Origin of the sequence: Streptomyces piniterrae (assembly GCF_005048155.1) — a bacterium.
GTDB classification, from domain to species: Bacteria; Actinomycetota; Actinomycetes; order Streptomycetales; family Streptomycetaceae; genus Streptomyces; species Streptomyces piniterrae.
Map to the genome: position 1 here is coordinate 447,206 of NZ_SUMB01000002.1, position 22,592 is coordinate 469,797.

Below are 22,592 nucleotides of genomic sequence, written 5' to 3' on the forward strand. Positions count from 1 at the left end.
CCACCTATGACGTCGCCCTCCGGTAGAGCGCGGCCACGCCCTCGCCGAACCTGCTGCTGTACGACGTGGTGTCGTCGCCGCCTCCGTCCAGTCCGCCGATCACGCCGATGAGGGAGCCGGTGCCGGTGGCCGGATCGAGGTCGGTGAGCAGCGGGCCGCCGCTGGTGCCGTCCGGGAATCCCGGGCAGGGAAAGCGGAATTGGGACGGGCCCTGCGCGTCCGCGGTGTGCCGGCAGCTGAGCGGTGTGTCCCGTTCGATGGGATAGCCGGTCAGCTGCGCCGGGCGCCCGGACGGGGCGTGGAACCGGATCCGTTCCGCACCGGTGACGGCCTCGATCCGGCGGTCCGCACGGCCGGCCCTGCGGACCCGGAGGAACGCCACGTCATGGTCGGGGTCCTGATCGCTGATCCAGCGGGGGTCGACATCGATGCGGGTGGGCACCCACAGGCCGTACGGCGCGATGCCGTCGTGCAGTCCGGGCGCGAACACCAGCCGGGTGCGGAAGCCGCCGTCGTGCACACAGTGCGCGGCGGTGACGACGAGATCTCCGGCGGGGGAGTGCACGACGCTGGCGGTGCAGTGGTGCGTCGGGCCGTCGACGGTACGGGGGGCGGCGTCGGCTTCCGCATCGGCCTCGGCGTTGGTGTCGGCGTCGGACTCGGGGGAGAAGAGGACGCCGATGGCGGGAGAGGGGGGCGCCGGGGCGGCCGTGAGGGGGCGGGACGCCGGGAGCGGCGCGGCGGCACGGCCCCGGACCGCCGTCACCCTGGGCCCCGGTCGCTCCTCGTACCCGCCGGCGAGTACCGCCGCCGCGGCCGCGTCGCCCGCTGCCGGGTCCGCGGCGTAGGTGCCCCTGACGGGATCCCCGTCCGCCAGATACAGAGAGCCCGACCCGGCCCTGAGCACCAGCGCGGTGCCGCCCACGACCACCGCCAGCAGTGCCAGCGCCACCGTCACCCGCAGCGGAACTCCGGCACGGGCGCGTCCCGTGCAGGCGGAGCCGCCGCGGCACGGCGGCTCTCCCGGTGGCCGGTCCGCCGGCGCCCGGTCTGTCTCGCCCGTCCGGCCCGCGCCCTCGGGCCGGGCGGGATGGTGCTCGCTCGTCTCCACCAGCTGTCGCCTCGTCGCATCAGCCGGCGCCACCCCGCAGGACGGTCGGGGTGGCGCCGTAACCAGACATTTCACCCAGTCTGATGCACGATCGCCCGCCGGGGTTCGCTGCCACGACGGATCATCATCCGACTCACCGAAACCGACGCCCCGTGCGGGCCACGGTGACACCGCCGGCCCAAGGCGAGATCAGATGTGCGCCGCGTTGTGCCCGATCAGCGTCTCGGCCAGGCCGAACTCGTTGGGGAAGTCCATCGGGACGATGCCCAGGCCCGTCCAGCCGGCGCCCTCCGACCCCTCCAGCAGGCCCTTGACCTGCGGGTTGAGGCGGTCCGCGTTCGAGCGGGGCGGCAGCAGAGCGGCGGTGCTGACATAGTTGACGAAGAGTTTGCCGGGCTCGGCGACGGCCTTGCGGAACTGTGCCTCGACCTTCGGGTACTTGGCGAACGGCTCCGCTTGGTAGTCGTCCTGGATGTCGAAGAGCTGCGGATCGGCGTACCGGATGCCGCCCAGGCCGTCGGAGTCGGCCAGCAGGACGACCTTGCCGCGGGCCTGGCCCAGGGTGGGCAGGTCGCCGTCCAGGCGGAACAGCGAGCGGTAGCCCTTGTCGTCGAGATAGATGTCGAAGATCCGGCGGAACTCCTCTGCGGCGACCTCCGAGTACTCCTGCTTGACCCGCATCAGCACCGTCTCGGAGGGGTGCGCCCCCAGGAACGCCCGGCAGGCGTTGAGTACGTCGCCGAACATCAGCTCCTGGTAGAAGGCCCCGTGGTGAATGGCGAAGACGTCGTCGATGGCCCGGCAGCGGACGTCCAGGAAGCGTATGCCGCTCGCGAGCTGCGCGTCGACGGTGGTGTTCTGGCAGGCGACCCACGGGCCGCCGAGGCGGGCGCCGGAGTCATGGGTGCCCGGGATCGTCAGCCGCTGGACGGGCGTGTCGTCGCCGATCCCCGCCATCCAGTCCTGGACGGAGCGGACGGCCGGCGTCGGCGTCCGCCGTCCGTTGCGCTCCGACGCGCCGGCCGTGAACTGGGTGCCTCCCACGCCCGCCAGCACGCCGGCCGCCGACAGTCCGGCCGCGCCCCTGAGGAATCCCCGTCGATCCAGCCCCGGTCCCATGTCGCCACCCACCCCTGTCTCAAGCGAACAAGTGATCGGGGCATCGAACCACATCGGCCGCGAACATGGCACCGGCCGGTGCGCCATCGGGCACACCGGCCGGGAAACTGGCGCCGTGTCAGGTACGGACCGCCAGCGACAGCGCGAAGCGGTCCGCGCTGTCCGTCCACCACTGGGTCAACTCCAGCCCGGCAGCGGCCAGTTCGGCACGCACGCCGTCCTCGCGGAACTTGGCGGAGACCTCGGTCCGCACCTCCTCGCCCGCGGCGAAGGACACCGCCAGATCCACCTCCGGGATCTTGACCGTCAGATCGGTACGGGCCCGCAGCCGCATCTCGATCCACTGCTGCTCGGCGTTCCACAGGGCCACATGGTCGAAGTCGGCCGGATCGAAGTCGCCGTCCAGTTCGCGGTTGATGACATGCAGGACGTTCTTGTTGAACTCGGCGGTCACGCCCTGCGCATCGTCGTAGGCGGCGACCAGCGTGGCCTCGTCCTTGACCAGGTCGGTGCCCAGGAGGAGGGCGTCGCCCGGGGAGAGCATGGCGTGCACGGAGCGCAGGAAGGCGGCCCGTTCCTCGGGCAGCAGATTGCCGATGGTGCCGCCGAGGAAGGCCAGCAGTCGGGGGCCGGGCGTGTCGGGGAGCCGGAGGCCGTGCTGGAAGTCGGCGACCAGTGCGTGCACGGTCAGCCCCGGATGCTCGGTGAGCAGCGCCTCGCCCGCCGCGGCCAGGGCGGATTCGCTGACGTCGATGGGGACGTAGCTGTCCAGGCCGGTCAGCGCGCCGATCAGGTGGCGGGTCTTGTCGGAGGAACCGGAGCCCAGCTCGACGAGGGTACGGGCCTGGGTGGCCGCAGCGATATGCGCGGCGCGGGTGAGCAGGATCTCCCGTTCCGCGCGCGTCGGGTAGTACTCGGGCAGCTTGGTGATGTCCTCGAACAACTCGCTGCCGCGCGCGTCGTAGAACCATTTGGGCGGCAGCTGTTTGGGCGTACGGGCCAGGCCGTCGGCGACATCGGCGCGCAGCGCGGCCGCGGTGGCGTCGGCGGGCAGGGTGCGGGTGATGCTGAGCGGGCTCACGTTGCGGGCTCCTTGAGCGGGGTGCGGTGGACGTCGGTCCGGGTGGCGACGAGCAGGCTGCCGTCGGGGACGTCGGTCCAGTGAGGGGAATCGTCGTACGGTTCGGAGGCGACGACCCGGCCGCCTCCGGGAATGGCCAGGTGGGAGAGCGTGTCGCCCCAGGTGGTGGCGGCGATGGTGACGCCGTCGGTGAGCAGCAGATTGAGCCGGGAACCGGGCGCGGCCTCGGCGACGGCCGTCACGGTGCCGGCCAGCGCCGTACCCGGGTCGTCGCCCTCCGCCAGCCGGTGCTGGACCAGCGCCCACAGGAACGCCGCATCGCAGCGGGCCTGGAGCCGCAGCAGTTCCACCGGCGGGAGGCCGGCGGCCAGCGGGGCCAGCGAGTCCGGCCAGCCGGCCACCGCGCCGTTGTGGCTGAACAGATAGCGGCCGGCGGCGAACGGCGCGGCCGCCGCCTCGGCGTCCGCGCCCGACTCGGTGGCATCGCGTACGGCGGCGAGCAGCGCGCCGGTGCGCACCACCCGGGCCAGGTCGGGCAGCAGCTCGTCGGCCCAGATCGGTCCTGCCCTGCGGTAGCGGGCGGGTATCGGGTCGCCGGGCGCGTACCAGCCGACGCCGAAACCGTCCGCGTTGACCGTGCCGTGATTCTGGCGGCGCGGCGCCCAGGACTGCCGGTAGAGGCCGTTCGGCGGGCCGAGCACCACCTGGCCGAAGGGTATCTCCGGTCCCAGGTAAGCGAGATGACGGCACATCAGCCGGCGGCCCCCTCCTGACGGCTCGCCGCCCTCATGCTTCCGCCACCGGGTCGGCGTCCCGGGCGGTGCGGAACCCGGAGAAGATCTGCCGCCGGATCGGCAGGTCCCAGTTGCGGAAGGTGCCCCGGCAGGCGACCGGGTCGACGGCGAAGGACCCGCCGCGCAGCACCTTGTACGAGCTGCCGAAGAACACCTCCGAGTACTCCCGGTAGGGGAAGGCGGCGAAGCCCGGATAGGGCAGGAAGTCGCTGGCCGTCCACTCCCACACATCGCCGATCAACTGCCGTACCCCGAGCGGCGATTCGCCGTCCGGATAGCTGCCGACCGGGGCCGGCCGCAGATACCGCTGGCCGAGGTTGGCATGCGCCGGCGTCGGATCCTCGTCGCCCCACGGGTAGCGCATCGCCCGCCCGTCGGCCGGACCGTGCCGGGCCGCCTTCTCCCACTCGGCCTCGGTCGGCAGCCGCCGGCCCGCCCAGCGCGCGTAGGCGTCCGCCTCGTACCAGCTGACGTGCAGCACCGGCTCGTCCGGCGGCACCGGCTCGGTCACCCCGAACCGGCGGCGCAGCCACTGGTTGCCCTCGCGCCGCCAGAAAAGCGGCGCATGCAGCCCGTGTTCCCGCACATGCGCCCAGCCGTCCGCCGCCCACCAGCGCGGATCGTCGTACCCCCCGTCCTCGATGAACCGCTGATACGCGCCGTTGCTGACCGGTGTGGTGTCGATCAGGAAGGAAGGCACCATGCGCCGGTGCGCGGGGCGCTCGTTGTCCAGCGCCCATGGCTCGGTGGAGGTCCCCATGGTGAACGGGCCCCCGGGGACGAGGACTTCGGCCGGGAGGATGCCGTCGACCAAAGCGGGCAGCGGCTCCGCCTCGGTGAGCACGGCGGGCCCGCGTCTGAGTTGGTGTGTGATGAGCATCGTCTCGTCGTGCTGCTGCTCATGCTGCGCGATCATGCCGAAGGCGAAGCCGGCGTCGAGCAGCGGGCCGCCGCACAGCGGGATGCGCTCCAGGATGTCCAGTGCACGGGCACGGACGTCGGCGACATAGCCGTGCGCCTCGGCGGGCGCCAGCAGCGGCAGCGAGGGGCGCGCGGCGCGCGGGTGCTCGAAGGCGTCGTAGACGGAGTCGATGTCGGGCCGCAGCGCGTCGCGCCCGCCGACGGTGCGCAGCAGCCACTGCTCCTCCTGGTTGCCGATATGCGCCAGATCCCACACCAGGGGCGACATCAGCGGGGAGTGCTGTGCGACGAGGTCGGGTTCCTCGACACAGGTGGTCAGCAGCCGGGTACGGTCACGGGCGGCGAGCAGGGCCGACGCCGCGCGCTCCCGGAGCGCCTCGGGATCCATGGTCATGTGCTGTCCCTCCCAAGGATGAGGTCGACGTCTTCCCGGGCGTGTCCGGTGTCTCCGGCGTACGCGCGCTCCGCCGCGTACAGGGCGTCGAGATGGTCGTCCGCGGGGCAGCGGCCGCGGGCCACATAGCGTTCGGTGAAGTCCGCGACGGCCGTCTGCACGTCTGGGGAGGCGCCGAGCCGGGGCAGCGCCTCCTGCGCGGCGGCGAAGCAGGTCACCGCGGCGGCGTGCAGCTCCGGGTCGGTCAGCGCGCCACGGGCCGCGTGCCGCCACAGCGGATTGCGCGGCGCGGGACGCGAACCGGCCGTCTCCGCCAGGGGTTTGACGGTGCGATAGGCGGTCTCCGCGGCCTCCGGGTCGTCGAAGAGCGCGGCCGTGACGGCCAGCGGCACGATCCAGCCGCTGTCTCCCGCCTGTGCGTCGATCATGCGCAGTTCCAGATGGCCGCGCGGCCGTACGGGTGGGAACAGCGTGGTCACGTGGTAGTCGAGGTCCTGCTGGGTGGGCGGTCTGGGCTCGCCGGTACGGACCCATTCGCGGAAGGTGAGGCCCTCAGGGGCGTCCCAGGGCCCATCGTCGGAACGGATGCACATCACCGGCGCGTCCAGGACATAGCGGGCCCAGGCGCCGCGCGGGTCCGGCCCTTGGGGCGGGGCGAGCGTACGGTCCGGATCGAGCTGGGACCAGACGAGCTGCCGGGTGGTGCGATAGCCCGTCGGGCAGCCCTCGCTGGTCGGTGAGTTGGCGAAGGCGGCGGCCAGCACCGCGCCCAGCAGATGGGCCAGCAGCCAGCGGCGCCCGAGGCCGAGCGGCCCCGGCTCCTCGTACCCGGCGTCCACACACACCTGCACGGACGCGGTCCCGCACATCATGGACCGCCCGGCGGCGCCCCAGCGGTCGAAATAGGCCTCCATGGCGTTGTAGCGGGGATCGGTGAGCACGCGGTTCGGGGCGTGCCAGGGATTGTGGCCGTGACCGGCCATGCCCAGACCCATGGCGAGCATGGCGGGGCGGACCAGCGCGAGGTCGGCCGCGACGGCGTCGATGCAGGCGCTGAGGGAGGTGGCGGGGAGCGAGCTGAGCTCCAGCTGCCCGCCGGGTTCGAAGGTCAGAAGGGAGTCGAGGGGGAGTGCGCGCAGTGCGGTGGCCGCGGAGTGCAGCCGGGACGGTTCGACCGGACATCGGGGGTTGCGCGCGTCGTGGACCAGCCATTCGATCTCGACGCCGATACGGCGTGGCGGACCGGTCTTGAAGCAGATTCCACTCAGGTGAGCTTCCAGATCCGCTTCCGACAGCGCAGGCCGTACGGGCATGGGTTCCCTCTTCCCTCCGGGGCGGCGGCGGGATTGCCGTCCTCCACCTAAGCGGGTGTGAGCAGTGCGCTCAAGGGGGCGTCAGTGTCGTGCGCGGCGGCGGGCGGCCACCCGCCGGGCGAGGTGGGCGGGCCAAGGGAGGGTACCGGCGAAAGGGTCCACGGCGGCCGTTCGGCGAGCGGACGGCCTTCCCGCCCGCCGCCCGACCCGGGACCGGGCCGGCGGGCGGCGGACGCGCCCGTAGGGCCGTGGTACGGCTGTTCGGGTGGCCCGAAGGCCCCAGGCCCTGTCCGACGGGTCATGGCCGGGCCCTGAAGTCGCGTCACTGCCGGTAGCCCGCCAGGAACCGGCCGATCCGGCTGATCGCCGCGTCGAGGTCGTCGGCGTGCGGGAGGGTGAGGATGCGGAAGTGGTCCGGACGCGGCCAGCTGAAGCCGGTGCCCTGGACGACCTGGATCTTCTCCCGCAGCAGCAGGTCGAGGACGAACTTCTCGTCGTCGTGGATCTTGTGCACCGCGGGGTCCAGACGGGGGAACGCGTACAGCGCGCCCTTGGGCTTCACACATGACACGCCCGGGATCTCGTTCAGCCGCTCCCAGGCCCGGTCGCGCTGCTCGCGCAGCCGGCCGCCGGGCAGTACGAGGTCCTTGATGCTCTGCCGGCCGCCGAGCGCCGCCTGAATGGCGTACTGCGCGGGAGCGTTCGGGCACAGCCGCATGGAGGCCAGGGTGCCCAGGCCCTCCAGATAATCGGCGGCGTGCTCCTTGGGGCCGGAGACGACCAGCCAGCCGGAGCGGAATCCGGCGACTCGGTACGACTTGGACAGGCCGCTGAACGTCAGGCACACCAGGTCGGGGGCGAGCACCGCCGCATGGTGGTGGACCTCGTCGTCGTACAGGATCCGGTCGTAGATCTCGTCGGCGAACACCATCAGCTGGTGGCGCCGGGCGAGATCGAGCATGCCCTCCAGGAGTTCCCTCGGATAGACGGCGCCGGTGGGGTTGTTCGGGTTGATGATGACCATCGCCCGGGTGCGGTCGGTGATCTTCGAGGCGAGGTCGTCGAGATCCGGCAGCCAGTCGGCGGACTCGTCGCAGAGATAGTGCACGGCCTTGCCGCCGGCGAGCGTGGTGACCGCCGTCCAGAGCGGGAAGTCCGGGGCCGGGATGAGCACCTCGTCGCCGTCGTCGAGCAGCGCCTGCACCGCCATCGAGACGAGTTCGGAGACGCCGTTGCCGAGATAGATGTCGTCGACGTCGACATCCGGGAGCCCGCTCTGCTGGTAGTGCTGGGCCACCGCACGGCGGGCGGAGAGGATGCCGCGGGAGTCGGTGTAGCCGTGCGCACGGGACAGATTGCGGATCACGTCCTGGAGGATCTCTTCGGGGGCTTCGAAGCCGAACAGTGCCGGATTGCCGGTGTTCAGCCGCAGCACGCTGTGGCCCGCGTCCTCCAGGGCGTTCGCGTGCTCGATCACCGGCCCGCGGATCTCGTAGCAGACGTCGGCCATCTTGCTCGACTGCTTGAACTGCATGCGGCGGCCTCCCAGTCCCTCGCTCACCGCGCGGCGCGGCAGCATTCGTAACACCGTACTTGGTTTTACCAAGCAGCCACTTGGAAAGTCCAACCGTTACTCGTCTATGCTGACGCCATGTCGCGCCGAAGCTATGACCAGTACTGCGCCATCGCCCGAGCCCTGGACGCCGTGGGCGACCGCTGGACGCTCCTGATCGTCCGGGAACTCCTCGGCGGCTCCCGGCGCTACACGGACCTGCACGCCGACCTGCCGGGCGTCAGCACCGACATGCTCGCCTCCCGCCTCAAGGACATGGAACGGGACGGCCTGGTCACCCGCCGCCGGCTCGCCCCGCCCGGCGCCGCCTTCGTCTACGAACTCACACCGCGCGGCCGCGCCCTGCTGCCCGCACTCACCGCCCTCGCCGACTGGGGTGCCCCCGACCTCGGCGAGCAGCGCCCGACCGACGCCCTGCGGGCCCACTGGTTCGCGGTGCCCCTCATCGCTCGCCTCGCCCGGCACTTCACGCAGGACGTCCGGGTGGTCGAAATCGCCCTGGACGAGGGCGAGTTCCATGTCATGCTCGGCGCGGAGGGGGCCGGCGGCCCGGACGGGGCGGGCTACGGGGACGGGGCGGCCGAGAGCCCCGACGTCCGTCTCCGGATGGACACCGCGACCTGCGCCGATGTCGCGTACGATCGCCTCTCCCTCGCACAGGGCATCGATTCCGGCCGGATCGTTGTCGCCCTGTCCGAGGTGCCGGCGGAGAAGACCGCCGCGATCTGAGGACGACACCGGCCGAACGGCACGGCAGAAGAGGACGAACACGGCATGACGACGCGCCCCTTGGCGGTCTTCGACCTGGACGGCACCCTTGCCGACTCGGGTCACCGGCAGCATCTGCTCGAACGGCGCCCGCGCGACTGGAAAGCCTTCTTCGCGGCCGCCGTCGACGACCCGCCGCTCATGGAGGGCGTGGAGCTGGCCCTGACCAGCACTGAGGACTGCGAGGTCGGCTATCTCACCGGCCGCCCCGAGCGCTGCCGCCGCGACACCCTCGCCTGGCTCGCCCGGCACGGTCTGCCGGAGGGCCCGTTGTGGATGCGCCCCAACAACGACCGGCGCCCGGCCCGGGAGGCCAAGCTCGACATCCTGCTGCGGATAGCCGAGAAGCGCGAGGTCCGGAAGATCGTCGACGATGACGAACTCGTCTGCGACGCCTGCGAGAAGGCCGGATTCCGGGTGGTACGGGCCCGGTGGGCGAAGTCGTCCGAGGCGATGAAGGACGCCCAGGAGCGGACCGGGCGTACGTAGGGGCTTTGTGCCGGGACCGACACGGACACGGCAGGCGCGTCAGGCGCCCGTGTGGCGGAAGGCGGCCCAGCGGGACGGGGCGTGCGGAAGCCGGTCGCGCAGGGCGCGGACCGTGTGGTGGAGCGCCAGGGCGGTCGGACGGCCGTCGGCGCGTAGCGCGTCGGCGACGGAGAGCCTGTCGTCGACGGGCCAGAGCGTGCCGATGGAGTCGGGGAATACGGTTCCCGAGGAGGAGAGCGGCAGACCGTCCCGCGGCTGGCCGTCCTGCTGCTGACCGTCCCGCTGCTGCCGGGCATGGCGCAGGGCGCCCACCGTCGGGGTGTACGAGGAGACCACCCGGTCCAGGACGGTGCGTCGCTCCGGTGCGTCCTCCGGGTCGCCGTGGTGCCCCGCGGCATGCAGCGGCAGCCGGCCCAGGAGACTGCCCGGCGCCCACCACACCCGCGGCCAGTCGCCTCCGGCCGCCGGCGGACCGTGGTGACCGAGTGCCCGCAGCACCGGCTCGGCCGCCACGTCCCACAGCCACTCCAGCGTCGTGTGCAGCGCGGCCTGGGCGGCCCGCTGCCGTCGGCGGTGCGGGCTCGCCGCCGCCGTGTGCAGCGCCTGGTGGAACGAGGCGACCGTGTGGGTCAGCGTGTCCTGCCGCAGCCGGGGCAGCGCGACGGAGGCGATGCCGTTCTTGGTGAGCAGCAGGGCGTCGCAGTGGTGCTCGCTGACGCTGAAGGCGACGATCGGGCCGTGCGCCGCCTCGGCCAGCAGCTCACGAGTGGTGGGTGGCAGACCGAACGCGGCGAAGCCGTCCAGCGCCCGGATTTCGGCGAGCGTCGCGGCGAACTCGGCGGCCAGCTCGCGCCGTTCGCGTACCAGGCGCTGCCGGTCCGCCGCGAGCGGTGCCGCGGTGGGCGTTCCGCGGCCCGTCCCGTCGCCGGCGGGCCGGTCGAGACGGTCGCGGAGCGCGGCGAACCGGGCCGCCGTCTCCGGGTGCGCGGCACGCAGACCGGCCAGTCCGCCATGTACGTCCGGCGCACGGGAGAGCAGTGTCGTCCGGCCGGCCTCCAGCAACCGCAGCGCGCGGGCGGCGCGCTCCCCAGGGGTGCCGCGGAGGTCGGCGAGGGCCAGCGAGGCCGCGTCATCGGACAGGCCGGCGTCCTCGGACAGGTCGTCGAAGGCGCCCGGCGCCCGCTGCCGGTCGTCGCGGTCCGGCTGTCGCGGGGCGGTGTCGGGCAGCGTCCGTACCGCGGTCTCCAGCAGGTCGGCGGCCCGGCCGGGCGCGGTGGCGGCCAGCAGCCGGCCGGCCGCGGAGGCCGCCGTGGCGCGGACCGTGGGCGCCGCCGCGCCGGCGTCCGCTGCCTTCGTGTACGCCGCCACGGCCGTGTCCCGGTCCGCCGGGTCGCCGGTACGGCCGAAGCGGTGGCGCAGCGCGTCGCCGAGCTGGGCGCCGTACGCGGCGGTGTCGGGCAGTCCGGCGGGGGAGGCGGCGACGGCGGAGCGGAGGGCGTCGATCGCGGTGTCCAGGTCGGCGCGGTCGCCGGTGGTCGTGAACCGCAGCCGCAGCACGTTGCCGAGGTGGGACAGATACCGCGCCCGCGTGGGGTCGTCCTCGGCGGTCGCCCGTGCCGCGGCCCGGAACTCCCGTGCCGCCGCGGCCAGATCGGCGGCGTCCCGGGTACGCAGATACCGCGACCACAGCGCGAGTCCGAGGTTGTCGAGCACGGCCGGGCGGGTCGGCCGACCGTCGTCCGGCATGATGGCGAGGGCGGACCGGAGGAGATCGATCGAGGTGTACAGATCGGCCGCGTTCGCCGTCGCGTCGAAGCGGAGCAGCAGCGCCAGCCCCAGGTTCGACAGGCGGGCGGCGCGCTGAGGATGGTGCACGGGCGTCGCCGCCAGCACCTCCTTCCCCGTGGTCACGGCCGTATCCAGGTCGCCCAGGCCGGCGTCGCCGCCGGTTTGTTGATAGCGGGCCCGCAGCGCGTTGCCGAGGTTGGCCAGTGCGGAGAGCCGGCTGGGGTCGTGCGCGGGGAATCCGTCCACCGCGCACTGGAGAAGCTCGATCGCGCGGTCCAAGTCGGCTGCCTCGCCCGTGTGCTGGGCCCTCGTCTGGAGTGCGACGGCGACATGGCACAGTGCCACAGGGCGTTCCGGCAGACCGTCCGGGGCGGTCTCCGCCGCTTCCGAACCCGCCGCGATCGCGCCCTCCAGGTCCGCGATATCGGCCAGCCGCCCGAACCGGACCATCAGCGCGTTGCGCAGGCTGCCCAGATGCGCCCCGCGCTCGGGATGGCCGACCGGGGTCTCGGCGACCGCCTCCCGCAAGGCGTCGATCGCCGCGTCCAGGTCGGACGGCTCCGCGGTGCGGTGGTACCGCCCCAGCAGCGCGATCCCGGGACCGGACAAATGCCGCACCCGGCACGGGTGGTCGGCGGGCAGCGCCGCCAGGATGCGCCGCCACAGGTCCGCGGCCCGCCGCAACGCCTCCGGATCCCCGGCATCGAGCGCCTCCCGCAACTCCCGCTCGGCCTCGGGCACCGCGGCGCCGGCGAGATCCGGCAGCAGTGGCGCTGGCACCCCGTCCGCACCGGCCAGAAAACACGGCCCGAGGACGCGCACCGCCCGCTCCCGGTCCCCTTCCGCGGGCAGCGACCGCGATCGCAGCCAGTACAACCGCCCCACCGCCACCCGGGCGGCCAGGACCGTCGCCACTTCTGCCCCCAACTCCCTTTCCTCACCAAGGAGTTGCTCCAGCCACCGTGCCTCGGCGAGTGCCTCCGGCTCCAATGCCGCACCGATGTCGCCGGCCTCGTCGATCCGTCGCAGCCGCAGTCGTACCGCGGCGAGGTGCTCCTCCAGCATGCGGCGAGTCCCCGTTCGTCCCATGTCATTCCCGTCTGAGCGACCCCGCTCGCTCATGCCCACAGAACGTAGCCCCAACGGCCAACGCTTTGACCGAGTCGCCCGATCAGGCCGTGTGCGGCGGGACGCTGTGGTAGTGACGGCGGGATCCCGGGACGCCTCGGCCGAACACACCGTCAGGGTGGGTCAAACACACCGTCAGGGACGACCACCTGTACGGCGCAGACGGTGCACGGTGCCGAGTGGCCACCGGGTCCGTTCGGCGGAACTCGCGGAGCGGGCCCGGGAACGGCGGGCGAGGCTCGGGGAATGGAGCGAGTATCGGCGTCCCGGGCGCGGTCAGGGGTCGGGTTTGTGCTGGGTGTGGTGGCGCTCGCCGGAGCTCTCACACCGGGGGCGTGGCTGGGAGGGGCGGCCACGGCGGAGGCGTCCGGAGAGGCTCGGGCGGCCGTCGGCCGGCGCACGTCGGCCTGGCTGCCGTATTGGGGCGACACGCTCGCCGCCTACCGCGACGCGTTGCGGCACGCCTCCCAGCTGCACACCGTCAGCCCCTTCTGGTACGAGGCGTCCGCCGACGCCGTCAAGGCGCAGCCGGGAGCGGGAAACCGCTCCATCATCGACGGGCTGCACGACGCCGGTATCGATGTCGTGCCCACCGTGACGGAGACCCTCGGCGCCAAGGCGATGGGGGATCTGATGCGGGACCGGGGGCGCCGGGCCGCGCATGTCGACGCGCTGCTGCGGATGGTCGAGAGCCGCGCGTACAACGGAGTCGATCTGGATTACGAGACCATGGCGGTGACCGGCAGCAAGGCCGACCGCGAGCGGGTGAGGAGCGGCTACAACGCGCTGACCAGCGAGCTGTGCGCGCGTCTGCACGACCGCGACAAGCAGTGCGTGGTGACGGTGATGGCCCGGGTCCGCGGGTCCGGTGACGCCTTCGACTACGAGCACCTCGGCAGGGTCGCCGACCGGGTCCGGATCATGGGCTACGACCTGCACTGGGCGGGCGGCGCGGCGGGCCCGCTGTCCTCCAAGGGCTGGTACGAGGCGTTTCTGCGCTATGCCACCGACGCCATTCCGGTCCACAAGATCGAGGTCGCGTTCCCGGGTTACGGCTGGAACTGGACCACCGGCAGCCGCGACCGGGCCAAGCATGTGACCTGGAAGGAAGCCGAGGCGCTGCGCAAGCGGCAGGCGGCCGGCTATCTCTTCGACGCCGAGTCCGGCACCCCGCACTTCCGCTACCGGGAGAACGGCCGGGCGCACGAGGTCTGGTACCAGGACGCGCGCGGGGTCCGTGAGCAGCTGCCGTTGCTGAGGAAGTACGGGGTGCGGGGCACCGGCCTATGGGCGCTCGGATTCGAGGACCCGGACTTCTGGGCCGCGCTCCGTGGCAAGTAGCCGCAGTGCCGCTTCGGACGGCGAACCCTCCGCGGCGGTGTACATGATCACGCCCTGCCCGGAACCGTCCGGGGTCTGCATCATCTCGAAATCCAGCGTCAGCTCACCCACCAGCGGATGGCGGAACCGCTTGGTGCCGAAGGTGCAGTTGCCGACCGCGTGCCGGGACCACAGGCTGCTGAATTCGGTGCTCTTCATGGACAACTCGCCGATCAGCTCGGCGAGTTGCTGGTCGTCGGGACGCTGCCCGGCGGCCACCCGCAGCGCGGAGACCGCCCTGCGGGTCTCCTCGTCGCGGTCCGGGTACAGCTCGCGGGTGTGCGGGTCGAGGAACAGCAACCGCTGCGTGTTGGGACGGTCCAGTGGCCGGCCGGGACTGTCGAAGTCCAGATGCCCGGCGGCCAGGGCGTGCCCGAGCCGGTTCCAGGCCAGCACCTCGAAGCGGGGGCCGAGGGCGATGGCCGGTACGTCGTCCATCGCGGCGAGCAACTGCCGTATTCCGGGGCGGACTTTGTCGTGACGGACGGCGGGGCGGCGGCGGGCCCGCGCGGGCCGGGCGAGTGCGCGGAGGTGCGCCCGCTCGTCGGCGGTCAGCCGCAGCGCGCGGGCCAGGGCGTCCAGTACCCCTTCCGAGGCGTTGTGGCTCTGCCCCTGTTCGAGGCGGGTGTAGTACGCGACGCTGACGCCGGCCAGCTGGGCCAGTTCCTCGCGGCGCAGACCCGGTACGCGGCGGCGCGCCCCGTAGGAGACCAGACCGACGTCCTCGGGCTGGAGCCGGGCGCGGCGGGTGCGCAGAAAGTTCCCCAGATTCCCCAGGCCGGTCGAGCCCGCTCGCACGGTCGCCGGGTCGGCGGGGGTAGGTGTGGGGGGTATGTCCGTGGCGGGTGAGTCCATGGCGGACAGTCTCCGTCATGCGGCGGGCGGCAGCCTGACCCTGCCGGTACCAGGATCGCCGACACCGGGGACCCGGCCGATATGGTGTTCCCTCCGGGATACCGACCGCTTAGTATGTCGACTGCGGCGGAGCTCCGGCACCCACCGGGCGCCCCGCACCACCCGCGTATCCGAGGCTTGTGGAGGCACCAGGTGAGGGCATGGCGCGTACACGCGAACGGCGAGCCGCGCGAGGTGATGCGGCTGGAAGAGGTGCCGGATCCGCAGGCGGGACCCGGGCAGCTGCTGCTGCGCGTACGGGCCGCCAACATCAACTTCCCGGACGCGCTGCTGTGCCGCGGCCAGTACCAGGCGCGGCCGCCGCTGCCGTTCACCCCGGGCGTGGAGATCTGCGGCGAGATCCTGGCGGTGGGGGAGGGCGCCGCCGGTGAGATCGGCGCGCGCGTACTCGCCCAGCCGCCACTGCCCGACGGCGGCTTCGCCGAGCTCGCGGTCGTCGACGCGGCGACCGTACGCCCGGCCCCGGAAGAGCTGGACGACGCGGAGGCGGCGGCCCTGCACATCGGCTACCAGACCGGCTGGTTCGGGCTGCACCGCCGGGCCCGGCTGCAGGCGGGGGAGACGCTGCTGGTGCACGCCGCGGCCGGCGGAGTCGGCAGCGCCGCCGTCCAGCTCGGCAAGGCCGCGGGCGCGCGGGTCATCGGCGTCGTCGGCGGCGAGGACAAGGCCCGTATCGCCCGCGAACTGGGCTGCGACGTCGTCCTCGACCGGCGCACCGACGACATCGTCGCGGGAGTGAAGGAGGCCACCGGCGGCCGTGGCGCGGATGTGGTCTACGACCCGGTCGGCGGCGACGCCTACGCCAAGTCCGTCAAATGCATCGCCTTCGAGGGCCGGATCATCGTCGTCGGCTTCGCCGGCGGAGCCATCCCCACCCCCGCCCTCAACCACGCACTGGTGAAGAACTACGCGATCCTGGGCCTGCATTGGGGCCTCTACAACACCAAGCACCCGGCCTCGGTCGACGCCTGCCACGAAGAGCTCACCAAGCTCGCCGCACAGGGCGTCATCAAGCCACTCATCGGCGGACGAGTGCCGCTGGACGGCGCCGCCGAGGCCGTACAGCGGGTCGCCGACGGCACCAGCGTCGGCCGCCTCGTCGTGGTCCCCGGAGAGGAGCGGGCCTGATGCCCACCGACGCCGCCGACCTGCGCCGACGCACCGCCGAACTGCTCGCCGCGCATCCGCCCACCCGTCTCCCACCACCCCAGAACGAGGGCCCTGCGGGCCAGCACCTCTCGTCTGACACCGAGCCGCTGGACTTCCTGCGCGCCCGCTTCGACGCCGGGCTCGCCTGGATCCACTTCCCCGAGGGACTCGGCGGGCTGGACGCGCCGCGCGCCCTGCAAGCCGTCGTGGACGCCGAACTGGAGGCCGCCGGCGCCCCCGGCAACAACCCCGGCCGCATCGGCATCGGCCTCGGCATGGCCGCGCCGACCATCCTGCGCTTCGGCACCGACGAACAGAAGCGGCGCTTTCTGCGTCCCCTGTGGACCGGCGAGGAGGTCTGGTGCCAGCTGTTCAGCGAACCCGGCGCCGGCTCGGACCTGGCGGCGCTGGCCACCCGGGCCGTACGGGACGGGGGCGGGGACTGGATCGTCGACGGCCAGAAGGTGTGGACGTCCGGCGCGCACCAGGCCCGGTGGGCGATCCTCATCGCCCGCACCGACCCTGACCTGCCCAAACACCGCGGCATCAGCTACTTCGTCTGCGATATGACCGACCCGGGCGTCGACGTACGACCGCTGCGGCAGATCACCGGTGAGGCCGAGTTCAACGAGGTCTTCCTGACCGGCGTCCGCATCCCCGACGCACACCGCCTGGGCGAGATCGGCGAGGGCTGGCGGGTCGCCCAGACCACGCTGATGAACGAGCGGGTCGCCATCGGCGGCGCCCGCATGCCCCGCGAGGGCGGCATGATCGGCGTCGCCGCCGCGGACTGGCGCGCACATCCCGAACTGCGCACCCACGATCTCCACCAGCGGCTGCTGAAACTCTGGGTGGACGCCGAGGTCGCCCGGCTCACCGGCGAGCGGCTGCGCCAGCAGCTCACCATGGGCCAGCCGGGACCCGAGGGCTCGGGCATGAAGCTGGCCTTCGCCCGGCTCGCCCAGGAGATCAGCGGCTGGGAGGTGGAGTTCCTCGCCGAGGACGGTCTCACCTACGACGACTGGACGCTGCGCCGCCCCGAAGGCGTCGACTTCACCGGACGCGAGGCCGGCTACCGCTATCTGCGCGCGAAGGGGAACTCCATCGAGGGAGGCACCTCGGAAGTGCTGCTCAACATCGTCGCCGAACGTGTGCTGGGGCTGCCGCCCGAGCCGCGCACCGACAAGGACGTCGCGTGGAAGGACCTGCCCCGATGACCGCCCCGCAGACGCTCGCAACCGCCGGCCCGGACCCCGATCTCCTCTACTCCGAGGACGAGGACGCGCTGCGCGACGCCGTACGGTCACTGCTCGCCGACCGCAGCGATCCGGCCACCGTGCTGGCCGGTCTGGAGTCGGACGTCCCCTACGACACGCGGCTGTGGCGCTCGCTCGCCACCGACATCGGCACCGCGGGGCTGCTGGTTCCGGACAAGCTCGGCGGACAGGGCGCGAGCGCCCGCGAAGCGGCCGTCGTCCTGGAGGAACTGGGCCGCTGTGCCGCCCCGGTGCCCTATCTGACCAGCGCCGTCGTCGCGGTGACCGCACTGCTCGGCTGCGATACGGCGGACCCGGAGACCGCCACGCTGCTCGGCGCGCTCGCCGGCGGCAATACGGTCGGCGTGCTCGCGCTCCCGCTGACCACCGGGCCGGGCGGAGTGGCCGAGACCGCGGTCCGGGCGGACGCGGGCGGTGCCCTGACCGGCCGGGTGACCTCGGTCGCGGACGCGGCCTCCGCCGAGATCCTGCTGGTGCCGGCCGAGGGACCGGACGGCCCTGCCCTGTACGCGGTCGAGGCGACGGCGGACGGCGTACGCAGCGACACCGTCACCCCCCTCGACCTCACCCGGCCCCTCGGCCACCTCACCTTCGACGGGGCGCACGGCCGCCTTCTGGCCACCGGGGACCGCGCCCGCGCCGCCGTCGAACGAGCGCTGCTGGCCGGTGCCGGGCTGCTCGCCTCGGAACAGCTCGGCGTGGCGGAGTGGTGCCTGGCCGAGACCGTTCGCCATACGGCGGAGCGCACCCAGTTCGGCCGCCCCATCGGCTCGTTCCAGGCGCTCAAACACCGGATGGCGGCCCTCTGGCTGGACGTCGCCTCGGCCCGCGCGGCCGCCCGCAACGCCGCCGACGCGCTGGCCACGGACAGCCCCGACGCCCCGGTGGCGGTGGCGGTCGCCCAGGCGTACTGCGCGCCGGTCGCGGTACGCGCCGCGGAGGAGTGCATCCAGCTGCACGGCGGACTCGGCATGACCTGGGAACACCCGGCGCATCTGTTCCTCAAGCGGGCCAAGAGCGACGAGATCGCCTTCGGTACGCCGGGGCGCCACCGGGACGCGTTGGCCGGCCTGGTCGGGCTGAGCGCCCCGTAGCAGGCCGTAGAGAACTGAAGAGGGCAGGAGAGAGCAGAAGAGAGCCATGGAGAGGGGCGCTGTCCCGGCCCGTCGAGGGGGATCCGACGGGCCGGGACCAGGGTCCACTCGTTGCCGCCCATGGTTGAGATGTCCGGAAAAAGTCGTGTTCGGGTAGCGTCGTAAACATGAAGACCGCAACCCGTCGTGTGCTGTTCGGACCGCTGCTCCTGCTGGTGGCCGCCCTGCTGGCGGTGGTCACCGTGCTGGCACCGGGCGCTCATGCCGCCGACGGCCTCGACGAGGCCGCGGCGGCCCTCAAGAAGGGCCCGGTCTATGTCGATCCCCGGGCCGCGGGCGAGTTCTCCTCGGGCCAGGCGGACGCGCTGGCCAAGAAGATCAAGGACGCCGACAAGCCGGTCTTCGTCGCGGTGCTGCCGAGGGCCCCGGAGTATCCGCCCCAGACGGTGCTGCGTGATCTGCGCACCAAAGTCGGCATCAGCGGTGTCTACGCCATCGAACTCGGCAACGGCTTCAACGCCGGCGCCGACACCCGTGTGATGTCCCACAGCTCCGTCCAGAACCTCGTGGGAGCCGTCAAGCGCTCCCAGTACCCGACGGTCTCCGAACGCCTCAACAGCTTCGTCGACTCGGCCGACGCGCAGGCCAACGGCCATGCGCCCACCGCCTGGGACGCCGGCAGCAGCGGCTTCGACGTCGGCACGGCGATCGGCCTCGGTGTGCTGATCGCCGTCGGTGGCGGCGGCGCGTACGCCATCGCCCGCCGCAACCGTCGCCGGAAGGAGGCCGCGGAGCGGGCCGCGCTGGAGGACCTGCGGGTCGTCGTCGACGAGGACATCACCGCCTTCGGCGAGGAACTGGACCGGCTCGACTTCAGCCCTGGTGAGCCCGGCGCCGACGACGCGATGCGCGCCGACTACAGCCATGCGCTGGACGCGTACGAGACAGCCAAGTCGGCGATGGCGGCCGCGCAGCACCCCGGCGATGTGCAGGGGGTGACCGAGGCGCTGGAGGACGGGCGGTTCTCGCTCGCCACGCTCGCCGCCCGTCGCGCGGGCGAGCCGCTGCCCGAGCGCAGGCTGCCCTGCTTCTTCGACCCGCGGCACGGCCCGTCCGTCGCCGACGTCCAGTGGGCACCGGCCGGCGGGGCGGAGCGCACCGTGCCGGTCTGCGCCGCGGACAAGACCCGGCTGGACGAGGGCCTGGAGCCGATGGCCCGTACGGTCAGGACCGCGGCCGGTGACCGCCCGTACTGGGACGCGGGCCCGGCCTACGCCCCCTGGGCCGGCGGCTACTTCGGCGGCGGCCTGCTCCCCGGCCTGCTCGTGGGCACCATGCTCGGCAACATGATGATGGCCCCGCACGCCTATGGCGCCGGCTTCGGCGGCCCCGAGGGCGGCGATGTCTCCGGCTCCGACTTCAGCGCCGACGACTTCGGTGGCGGATTCGGCGACGGTGGCGGCTTCGACGGCGGCGGGGGCTTCGACGGCGGCGGCTTCGGCGGCTGAATTCGGTAGGCGAACTGGGTCGCGGGGTGCGCGGGCGCCGACTCGTAAGACCGACAGGTGAGTGGTCAGCCCAGGCCCTGACTGGTCAGCCCGGTCGCCGGACGGCCCCGCTCCCCCCGTCCCCTCCCTTGCCGACCGCCCGCTTGGCGCCCAGGAAGCGCGCATAGCGCGGCCGCGCCGCGAAGTCGGCATAGGTCCATACGGCCGGGCGGCCGATCTCCCGGCACAGGTGCAGGACCCGGTCGGGGCCCAGGTGGACGCCGACGTGCGCGCCGTACCCGGCAGGGCGCCCCTCGGCCCGGCCGCCGTCGAAAAGCACCAGGTCAAGCGGCTGTGGCGGATCGGCCTTGCAGGTTGCTCCGGTGTCCGCCCACAGCTCCGCCGAACGCAGCGGCGGGATCAGCAGGCCGAAGTGGCGGAGCACCGCGTAGGCGTAGCGCTGACAGTTCGCGCCCCCGGCCAGCCCATGCGCGCAATCAGGTGTCTCCGCTCCCGGATAGCGGGCGCCCGAGTAGGGGACGTTGCGGAGGGCCTCCGGGAGGTCGTGCAGGCCGTACGGGCCGTACTGGGGCGGGACTTGGCGGCCGCTGTCGGATATCACCGGGTCATCATGCAAGGGATCTCCTCATGCCGCACGCGTCGAGGTCGAGGACGCTCAACAGGCCGGATCCGACGACGTGTAGTCGACACCGCGAGGAGATCCCCGATGCAACGCCGCTTTCAGACGCAACGCCGCTTTCAGATGCAACGACGCTTCCGAAAGGCAGCTCTCTGGGGCGCGACCGTGGCCGCCGTGATGGCGGCCACCAGCCCGCTCAGCCCGGCCCGCGCAGACTCCGACCCGACGCCCCAGCCCGCACCGCGCGGCATGCTCGACGCGATGCGCCGGGACCTGGGCCTGACGCCGGACCAGGCGCGCAGCCGGCTGGTCCAGGAGGCCGAGGCGCAGCGTGCCGCGCTGGCCGTACGGCGGGTGCTCAGCAGACCGCCGGCCGGAATGTGGTTCGACAAGACGGCCGGCAAGCTGGTCGTCGCGGTCACCGGCGCCGATGACGCGCAGCGGGTGCGGGCTGCCGGGGCGGTGCCCAAGACGGTCGCGCACAGCCGCGCCGAGCTCGCCGTGCTGGTACGGCGGATCGGCAACCGGGCCGGCGACGGTGTGCCGGGTGTCACCGGCTGGGGCGTGGACGACCGCAACAACGGCGTCGTCATCCGCGTCCACCGCAAGGCCCGCAAGCCCGAGACCGCAGACTTCGAGCGCGCCGTCCGTGAACTCGGCACCCGCTCGCGCATCCCGGTGCGCATCGAGGAGAGCGACCAGAAGCCGATCCAGCAGGGCGGCCGGATCGTCGGCGGCGAGAAGTGGATGCCGGGGACCGAGGGCATCTGCTCCATCGGCTTCTCGGTGACCGGACCCAACGGCCTCAAGGGCTTTCTGACGGCCGGTCACTGCACCAACGACGCGGATCAGCTCGCGTACGGCAAGGACGGCAGCCGCGTGGGCATCTCCAACCAGGGCGGGCGGCTCAGCGTCAACGGGCGCGAGGGGGACTTCGGCGTGGTCGGGGTGGACGGCGACGACTGGACCCTGACCCCGGATGTGGTGGGCGAGGGCGGCAACCCGGTCGCCGTCACCGGAACGCAGGAAGGCATGGTGGGGATGTCCGTATGCCACTCCGGGGAGGCCAGCGGCTGGCACTGCGGCGAGATCACCAAGGCCGACCAGACCGTGGACTACGGGACGGTCGTCATCGAGGGGCTGTCGTACACCGACGCCTGCTCGGCGCCCGGGGATTCGGGCGGCTCGTATGTGACCCAGCCCAGCTCCCCGAAGGCGGTCGGCACACATTCCGGTGGCGGCAGCACCACCTGCAGCAAGAGCACCGGCTCCGGCGACACCATCACCATCTTCCAGCCGATCGGCGAGCCCCTGGCCAAGTGGGACCTGACCCTGATGACGCAGTCTTCGAGGGGGACGCCGACGCGGTGAACGGGGGGTCGTGAGGGGGACATGGCGGGGGCATGCCTGGGCGAGCGGCACTCCGCTCGCCCAGGCGACCTGCGTCCACGGGCGACTCGGCGCGAGTCGTCGCCCTTGTGTGATCCGTCGCCCCTGCCCGAGCCGTCGCCCCAGCCGTGCTCCAGCACGGACAGCCGTGAAATAACCGCCGGCCGTTGATCGTTGACGCCTACGATGCGAGAAAGCCGACGGCCGACGAGGCCGGCGCCAACGGGGAGCGGAGAGATCGTGGCAGAGGTAGCGGGTGCGGCAGCCGGGGCGGGCGGGGCGGAGCCCTTCACCGTAGGAATCACCGTTCGCGGCTATGAGACGGACACGCAGGGGCATCTCAATCAGAGCGTCTATCTCCAGTACGCCGAGCACGCCCGCTGGACGCTGCTCCAGGCGAGCGGAATCCGGCAGAGCGACCTGGTGGACAAGCGCGTCGGCCCGGTGACCGTAGAGACGACCATCCGCTATCTGCGGGAGCTGCGGGCCGGCGACGAGGTAGCGGTGAGCTGCGAATTCGTCTGGGGCGAGGGGAGGACGTTCCGGGTGGAGCAGACCGTCCGCAAGCTCGACGGGACGGTGTCCGCCGAGATCAGCGCCGTCGGCGGCCTGCTGGACCTCACCGAGCGCAAGCTGCTCAAGGACCCGCGGGAGGTGTTCCGGGAGCTGGCGGACGACCCGTCGCTGCTGGGCCTCGGCGGCGGCCCCGGGAGCGCTCGCGGCTGAGGGCGCCGCCAGGGGCTTTCCGACCCTGTCCGGTGGGTCAGGGTCGGACTCGGCGT

Annotated in this window: 19 protein-coding genes; 9 read left to right on the forward strand and 10 right to left on the reverse strand. The window is 72.7% G+C overall.

What is annotated here, in order from left to right:
- Nucleotides 1–4: 4 nt before the first annotated feature.
- The 7 genes from FCH28_RS06275 to FCH28_RS06305 form a co-directional block, all read right to left on the reverse strand.
- Complete coding sequence (locus FCH28_RS06275; protein WP_246102451.1) at nt 5–1,111, reverse strand: trypsin-like serine peptidase; 1,107 nt, start codon at nt 1,109–1,111, stop codon at nt 5–7.
- Between the two features lie 189 nt (nt 1,112–1,300).
- Complete coding sequence (locus FCH28_RS06280) at nt 1,301–2,230, reverse strand: phosphatidylinositol-specific phospholipase C (RefSeq protein ID WP_136738691.1); 930 nt, start codon at nt 2,228–2,230, stop codon at nt 1,301–1,303.
- A 118-nt stretch (nt 2,231–2,348) separates the two neighbouring features.
- Entirely contained in the window at nt 2,349–3,311 is a 963-nt protein-coding gene (egtD, locus tag FCH28_RS06285; RefSeq protein WP_136738692.1) for an L-histidine N(alpha)-methyltransferase, read from the reverse strand.
- Complete coding sequence (gene egtC / locus FCH28_RS06290) at nt 3,308–4,063, reverse strand: ergothioneine biosynthesis protein EgtC (protein WP_136738693.1); 756 nt, start codon at nt 4,061–4,063, stop codon at nt 3,308–3,310. The genes egtD and egtC overlap by 4 nt, the downstream gene beginning before the upstream one ends.
- Before the next feature lie 34 nt (nt 4,064–4,097).
- Nucleotides 4,098–5,420 carry an ergothioneine biosynthesis protein EgtB gene (gene egtB / locus FCH28_RS06295; RefSeq protein ID WP_136738694.1) on the reverse strand — a complete coding sequence of 441 codons (1,323 nt, stop codon included), beginning with the start codon at nt 5,418–5,420 and terminating at the stop codon, nt 4,098–4,100.
- Nucleotides 5,417–6,733, reverse strand: coding sequence for an ergothioneine biosynthesis glutamate--cysteine ligase EgtA (gene egtA, locus FCH28_RS06300; protein ID WP_246102452.1), 1,317 nt, complete (start codon nt 6,731–6,733; stop codon nt 5,417–5,419). The genes egtB and egtA overlap by 4 nt, the downstream gene beginning before the upstream one ends.
- Nucleotides 6,734–7,055: 322 nt before the next feature.
- Entirely contained in the window at nt 7,056–8,267 is a 1,212-nt protein-coding gene (locus tag FCH28_RS06305) for a pyridoxal phosphate-dependent aminotransferase (protein WP_136739138.1), read from the reverse strand.
- 117 nt (nt 8,268–8,384) lie between these two features.
- Here FCH28_RS06305 and FCH28_RS06310 point away from each other — a divergent pair, with 117 nt between their 5' ends.
- Complete coding sequence (locus FCH28_RS06310; protein ID WP_136738695.1) at nt 8,385–9,035, forward strand: winged helix-turn-helix transcriptional regulator; 651 nt, start codon at nt 8,385–8,387, stop codon at nt 9,033–9,035.
- Nucleotides 9,036–9,080: 45 nt separating this feature from the next.
- Nucleotides 9,081–9,563 carry a phosphatase domain-containing protein gene (locus tag FCH28_RS06315; protein ID WP_136738696.1) on the forward strand — a complete coding sequence of 161 codons (483 nt, stop codon included), beginning with the start codon at nt 9,081–9,083 and terminating at the stop codon, nt 9,561–9,563.
- A gap of 39 nt (nt 9,564–9,602) precedes the next feature.
- Here FCH28_RS06315 and FCH28_RS06320 read toward each other — a convergent pair whose 3' ends face one another.
- Nucleotides 9,603–12,416, reverse strand: coding sequence for a CHAT domain-containing protein (locus FCH28_RS06320; RefSeq protein ID WP_136738697.1), 2,814 nt, complete (start codon nt 12,414–12,416; stop codon nt 9,603–9,605).
- A gap of 309 nt (nt 12,417–12,725) precedes the next feature.
- On the opposite strand from FCH28_RS06320, the gene FCH28_RS06325 reads away from it, so the two are divergent.
- Nucleotides 12,726–13,820: a glycosyl hydrolase family 18 protein gene (locus FCH28_RS06325; protein WP_136738698.1), complete on the forward strand. Its 1,095-nt coding sequence runs from the start codon at nt 12,726–12,728 to the stop codon at nt 13,818–13,820.
- Here FCH28_RS06325 and FCH28_RS06330 read toward each other — a convergent pair.
- Nucleotides 13,764–14,714, reverse strand: coding sequence for a helix-turn-helix domain-containing protein (locus tag FCH28_RS06330; RefSeq protein ID WP_136738699.1), 951 nt, complete (start codon nt 14,712–14,714; stop codon nt 13,764–13,766). The two genes, FCH28_RS06325 and FCH28_RS06330, sit on opposite strands and share 57 nt — an antisense overlap.
- A 192-nt stretch (nt 14,715–14,906) precedes the next feature.
- Here FCH28_RS06330 and FCH28_RS06335 point away from each other — a divergent pair, with 192 nt between their 5' ends.
- The 4 genes from FCH28_RS06335 to FCH28_RS06350 all read left to right on the forward strand — a co-directional run bounded on the left by FCH28_RS06335 (nt 14,907) and on the right by FCH28_RS06350 (nt 19,802).
- Entirely contained in the window at nt 14,907–15,902 is a 996-nt protein-coding gene (locus tag FCH28_RS06335) for an NADPH:quinone oxidoreductase family protein (protein ID WP_136738700.1), read from the forward strand.
- Nucleotides 15,902–17,140 carry an acyl-CoA dehydrogenase family protein gene (locus tag FCH28_RS06340; protein WP_136738701.1) on the forward strand — a complete coding sequence of 413 codons (1,239 nt, stop codon included), beginning with the start codon at nt 15,902–15,904 and terminating at the stop codon, nt 17,138–17,140. Before FCH28_RS06335 ends, FCH28_RS06340 begins: the two co-directional genes overlap by 1 nt.
- Nucleotides 17,137–18,294: an acyl-CoA dehydrogenase family protein gene (locus FCH28_RS06345; protein WP_136738702.1), complete on the forward strand. Its 1,158-nt coding sequence runs from the start codon at nt 17,137–17,139 to the stop codon at nt 18,292–18,294. Before FCH28_RS06340 ends, FCH28_RS06345 begins: the two co-directional genes overlap by 4 nt.
- 167 nt (nt 18,295–18,461) lie before the next feature.
- Entirely contained in the window at nt 18,462–19,802 is a 1,341-nt protein-coding gene (locus FCH28_RS06350; RefSeq protein ID WP_136738703.1) for a hypothetical protein, read from the forward strand.
- An 85-nt stretch (nt 19,803–19,887) separates the two neighbouring features.
- Here FCH28_RS06350 and FCH28_RS06355 read toward each other — a convergent pair whose 3' ends face one another.
- Nucleotides 19,888–20,403 carry a cell wall hydrolase gene (locus FCH28_RS06355; protein WP_425471903.1) on the reverse strand — a complete coding sequence of 172 codons (516 nt, stop codon included), beginning with the start codon at nt 20,401–20,403 and terminating at the stop codon, nt 19,888–19,890.
- Between the two features lie 105 nt (nt 20,404–20,508).
- On the opposite strand from FCH28_RS06355, the gene FCH28_RS06360 reads away from it, so the two are divergent.
- Both FCH28_RS06360 and FCH28_RS06365 read left to right on the forward strand, forming a co-directional pair.
- Nucleotides 20,509–21,792: a S1 family peptidase gene (locus FCH28_RS06360; protein ID WP_246102453.1), complete on the forward strand. Its 1,284-nt coding sequence runs from the start codon at nt 20,509–20,511 to the stop codon at nt 21,790–21,792.
- A gap of 258 nt (nt 21,793–22,050) precedes the next feature.
- Complete coding sequence (locus tag FCH28_RS06365) at nt 22,051–22,536, forward strand: acyl-CoA thioesterase (RefSeq protein ID WP_246102454.1); 486 nt, start codon at nt 22,051–22,053, stop codon at nt 22,534–22,536.
- Nucleotides 22,537–22,592: the final 56 nt, after the last annotated feature.

Excerpts from the sequence above, each read along its gene's own strand:
- egtC (WP_136738693.1), bottom strand. The coding sequence starts at position 4,063 with ATGTGCCGTCATCTCGCTTACCTGGGACCGGAGATACCCTTCGGCCAG.
- FCH28_RS06320 (WP_136738697.1), bottom strand. The coding sequence starts at position 12,416 with ATGCTGGAGGAGCACCTCGCCGCGGTACGACTGCGGCTGCGACGGATC.
- FCH28_RS06345 (WP_136738702.1), top strand. The coding sequence starts at position 17,137 with ATGACCGCCCCGCAGACGCTCGCAACCGCCGGCCCGGACCCCGATCTC.
- FCH28_RS06325 (WP_136738698.1), top strand. The coding sequence starts at position 12,726 with ATGGAGCGAGTATCGGCGTCCCGGGCGCGGTCAGGGGTCGGGTTTGTG.
- FCH28_RS06350 (WP_136738703.1), top strand. The coding sequence starts at position 18,462 with ATGAAGACCGCAACCCGTCGTGTGCTGTTCGGACCGCTGCTCCTGCTG.
- FCH28_RS06315 (WP_136738696.1), top strand. The coding sequence starts at position 9,081 with ATGACGACGCGCCCCTTGGCGGTCTTCGACCTGGACGGCACCCTTGCC.
- FCH28_RS06360 (WP_246102453.1), top strand. The coding sequence starts at position 20,509 with ATGCAACGCCGCTTTCAGACGCAACGCCGCTTTCAGATGCAACGACGC.
- egtB (WP_136738694.1), bottom strand. The coding sequence starts at position 5,420 with ATGACCATGGATCCCGAGGCGCTCCGGGAGCGCGCGGCGTCGGCCCTG.
- FCH28_RS06310 (WP_136738695.1), top strand. The coding sequence starts at position 8,385 with ATGTCGCGCCGAAGCTATGACCAGTACTGCGCCATCGCCCGAGCCCTG.
- FCH28_RS06305 (WP_136739138.1), bottom strand. The coding sequence starts at position 8,267 with ATGCAGTTCAAGCAGTCGAGCAAGATGGCCGACGTCTGCTACGAGATC.
- FCH28_RS06330 (WP_136738699.1), bottom strand. The coding sequence starts at position 14,714 with ATGGACTCACCCGCCACGGACATACCCCCCACACCTACCCCCGCCGAC.
- egtA (WP_246102452.1), bottom strand. The coding sequence starts at position 6,733 with ATGCCCGTACGGCCTGCGCTGTCGGAAGCGGATCTGGAAGCTCACCTG.
- FCH28_RS06340 (WP_136738701.1), top strand. The coding sequence starts at position 15,902 with ATGCCCACCGACGCCGCCGACCTGCGCCGACGCACCGCCGAACTGCTC.
- FCH28_RS06280 (WP_136738691.1), bottom strand. The coding sequence starts at position 2,230 with ATGGGACCGGGGCTGGATCGACGGGGATTCCTCAGGGGCGCGGCCGGA.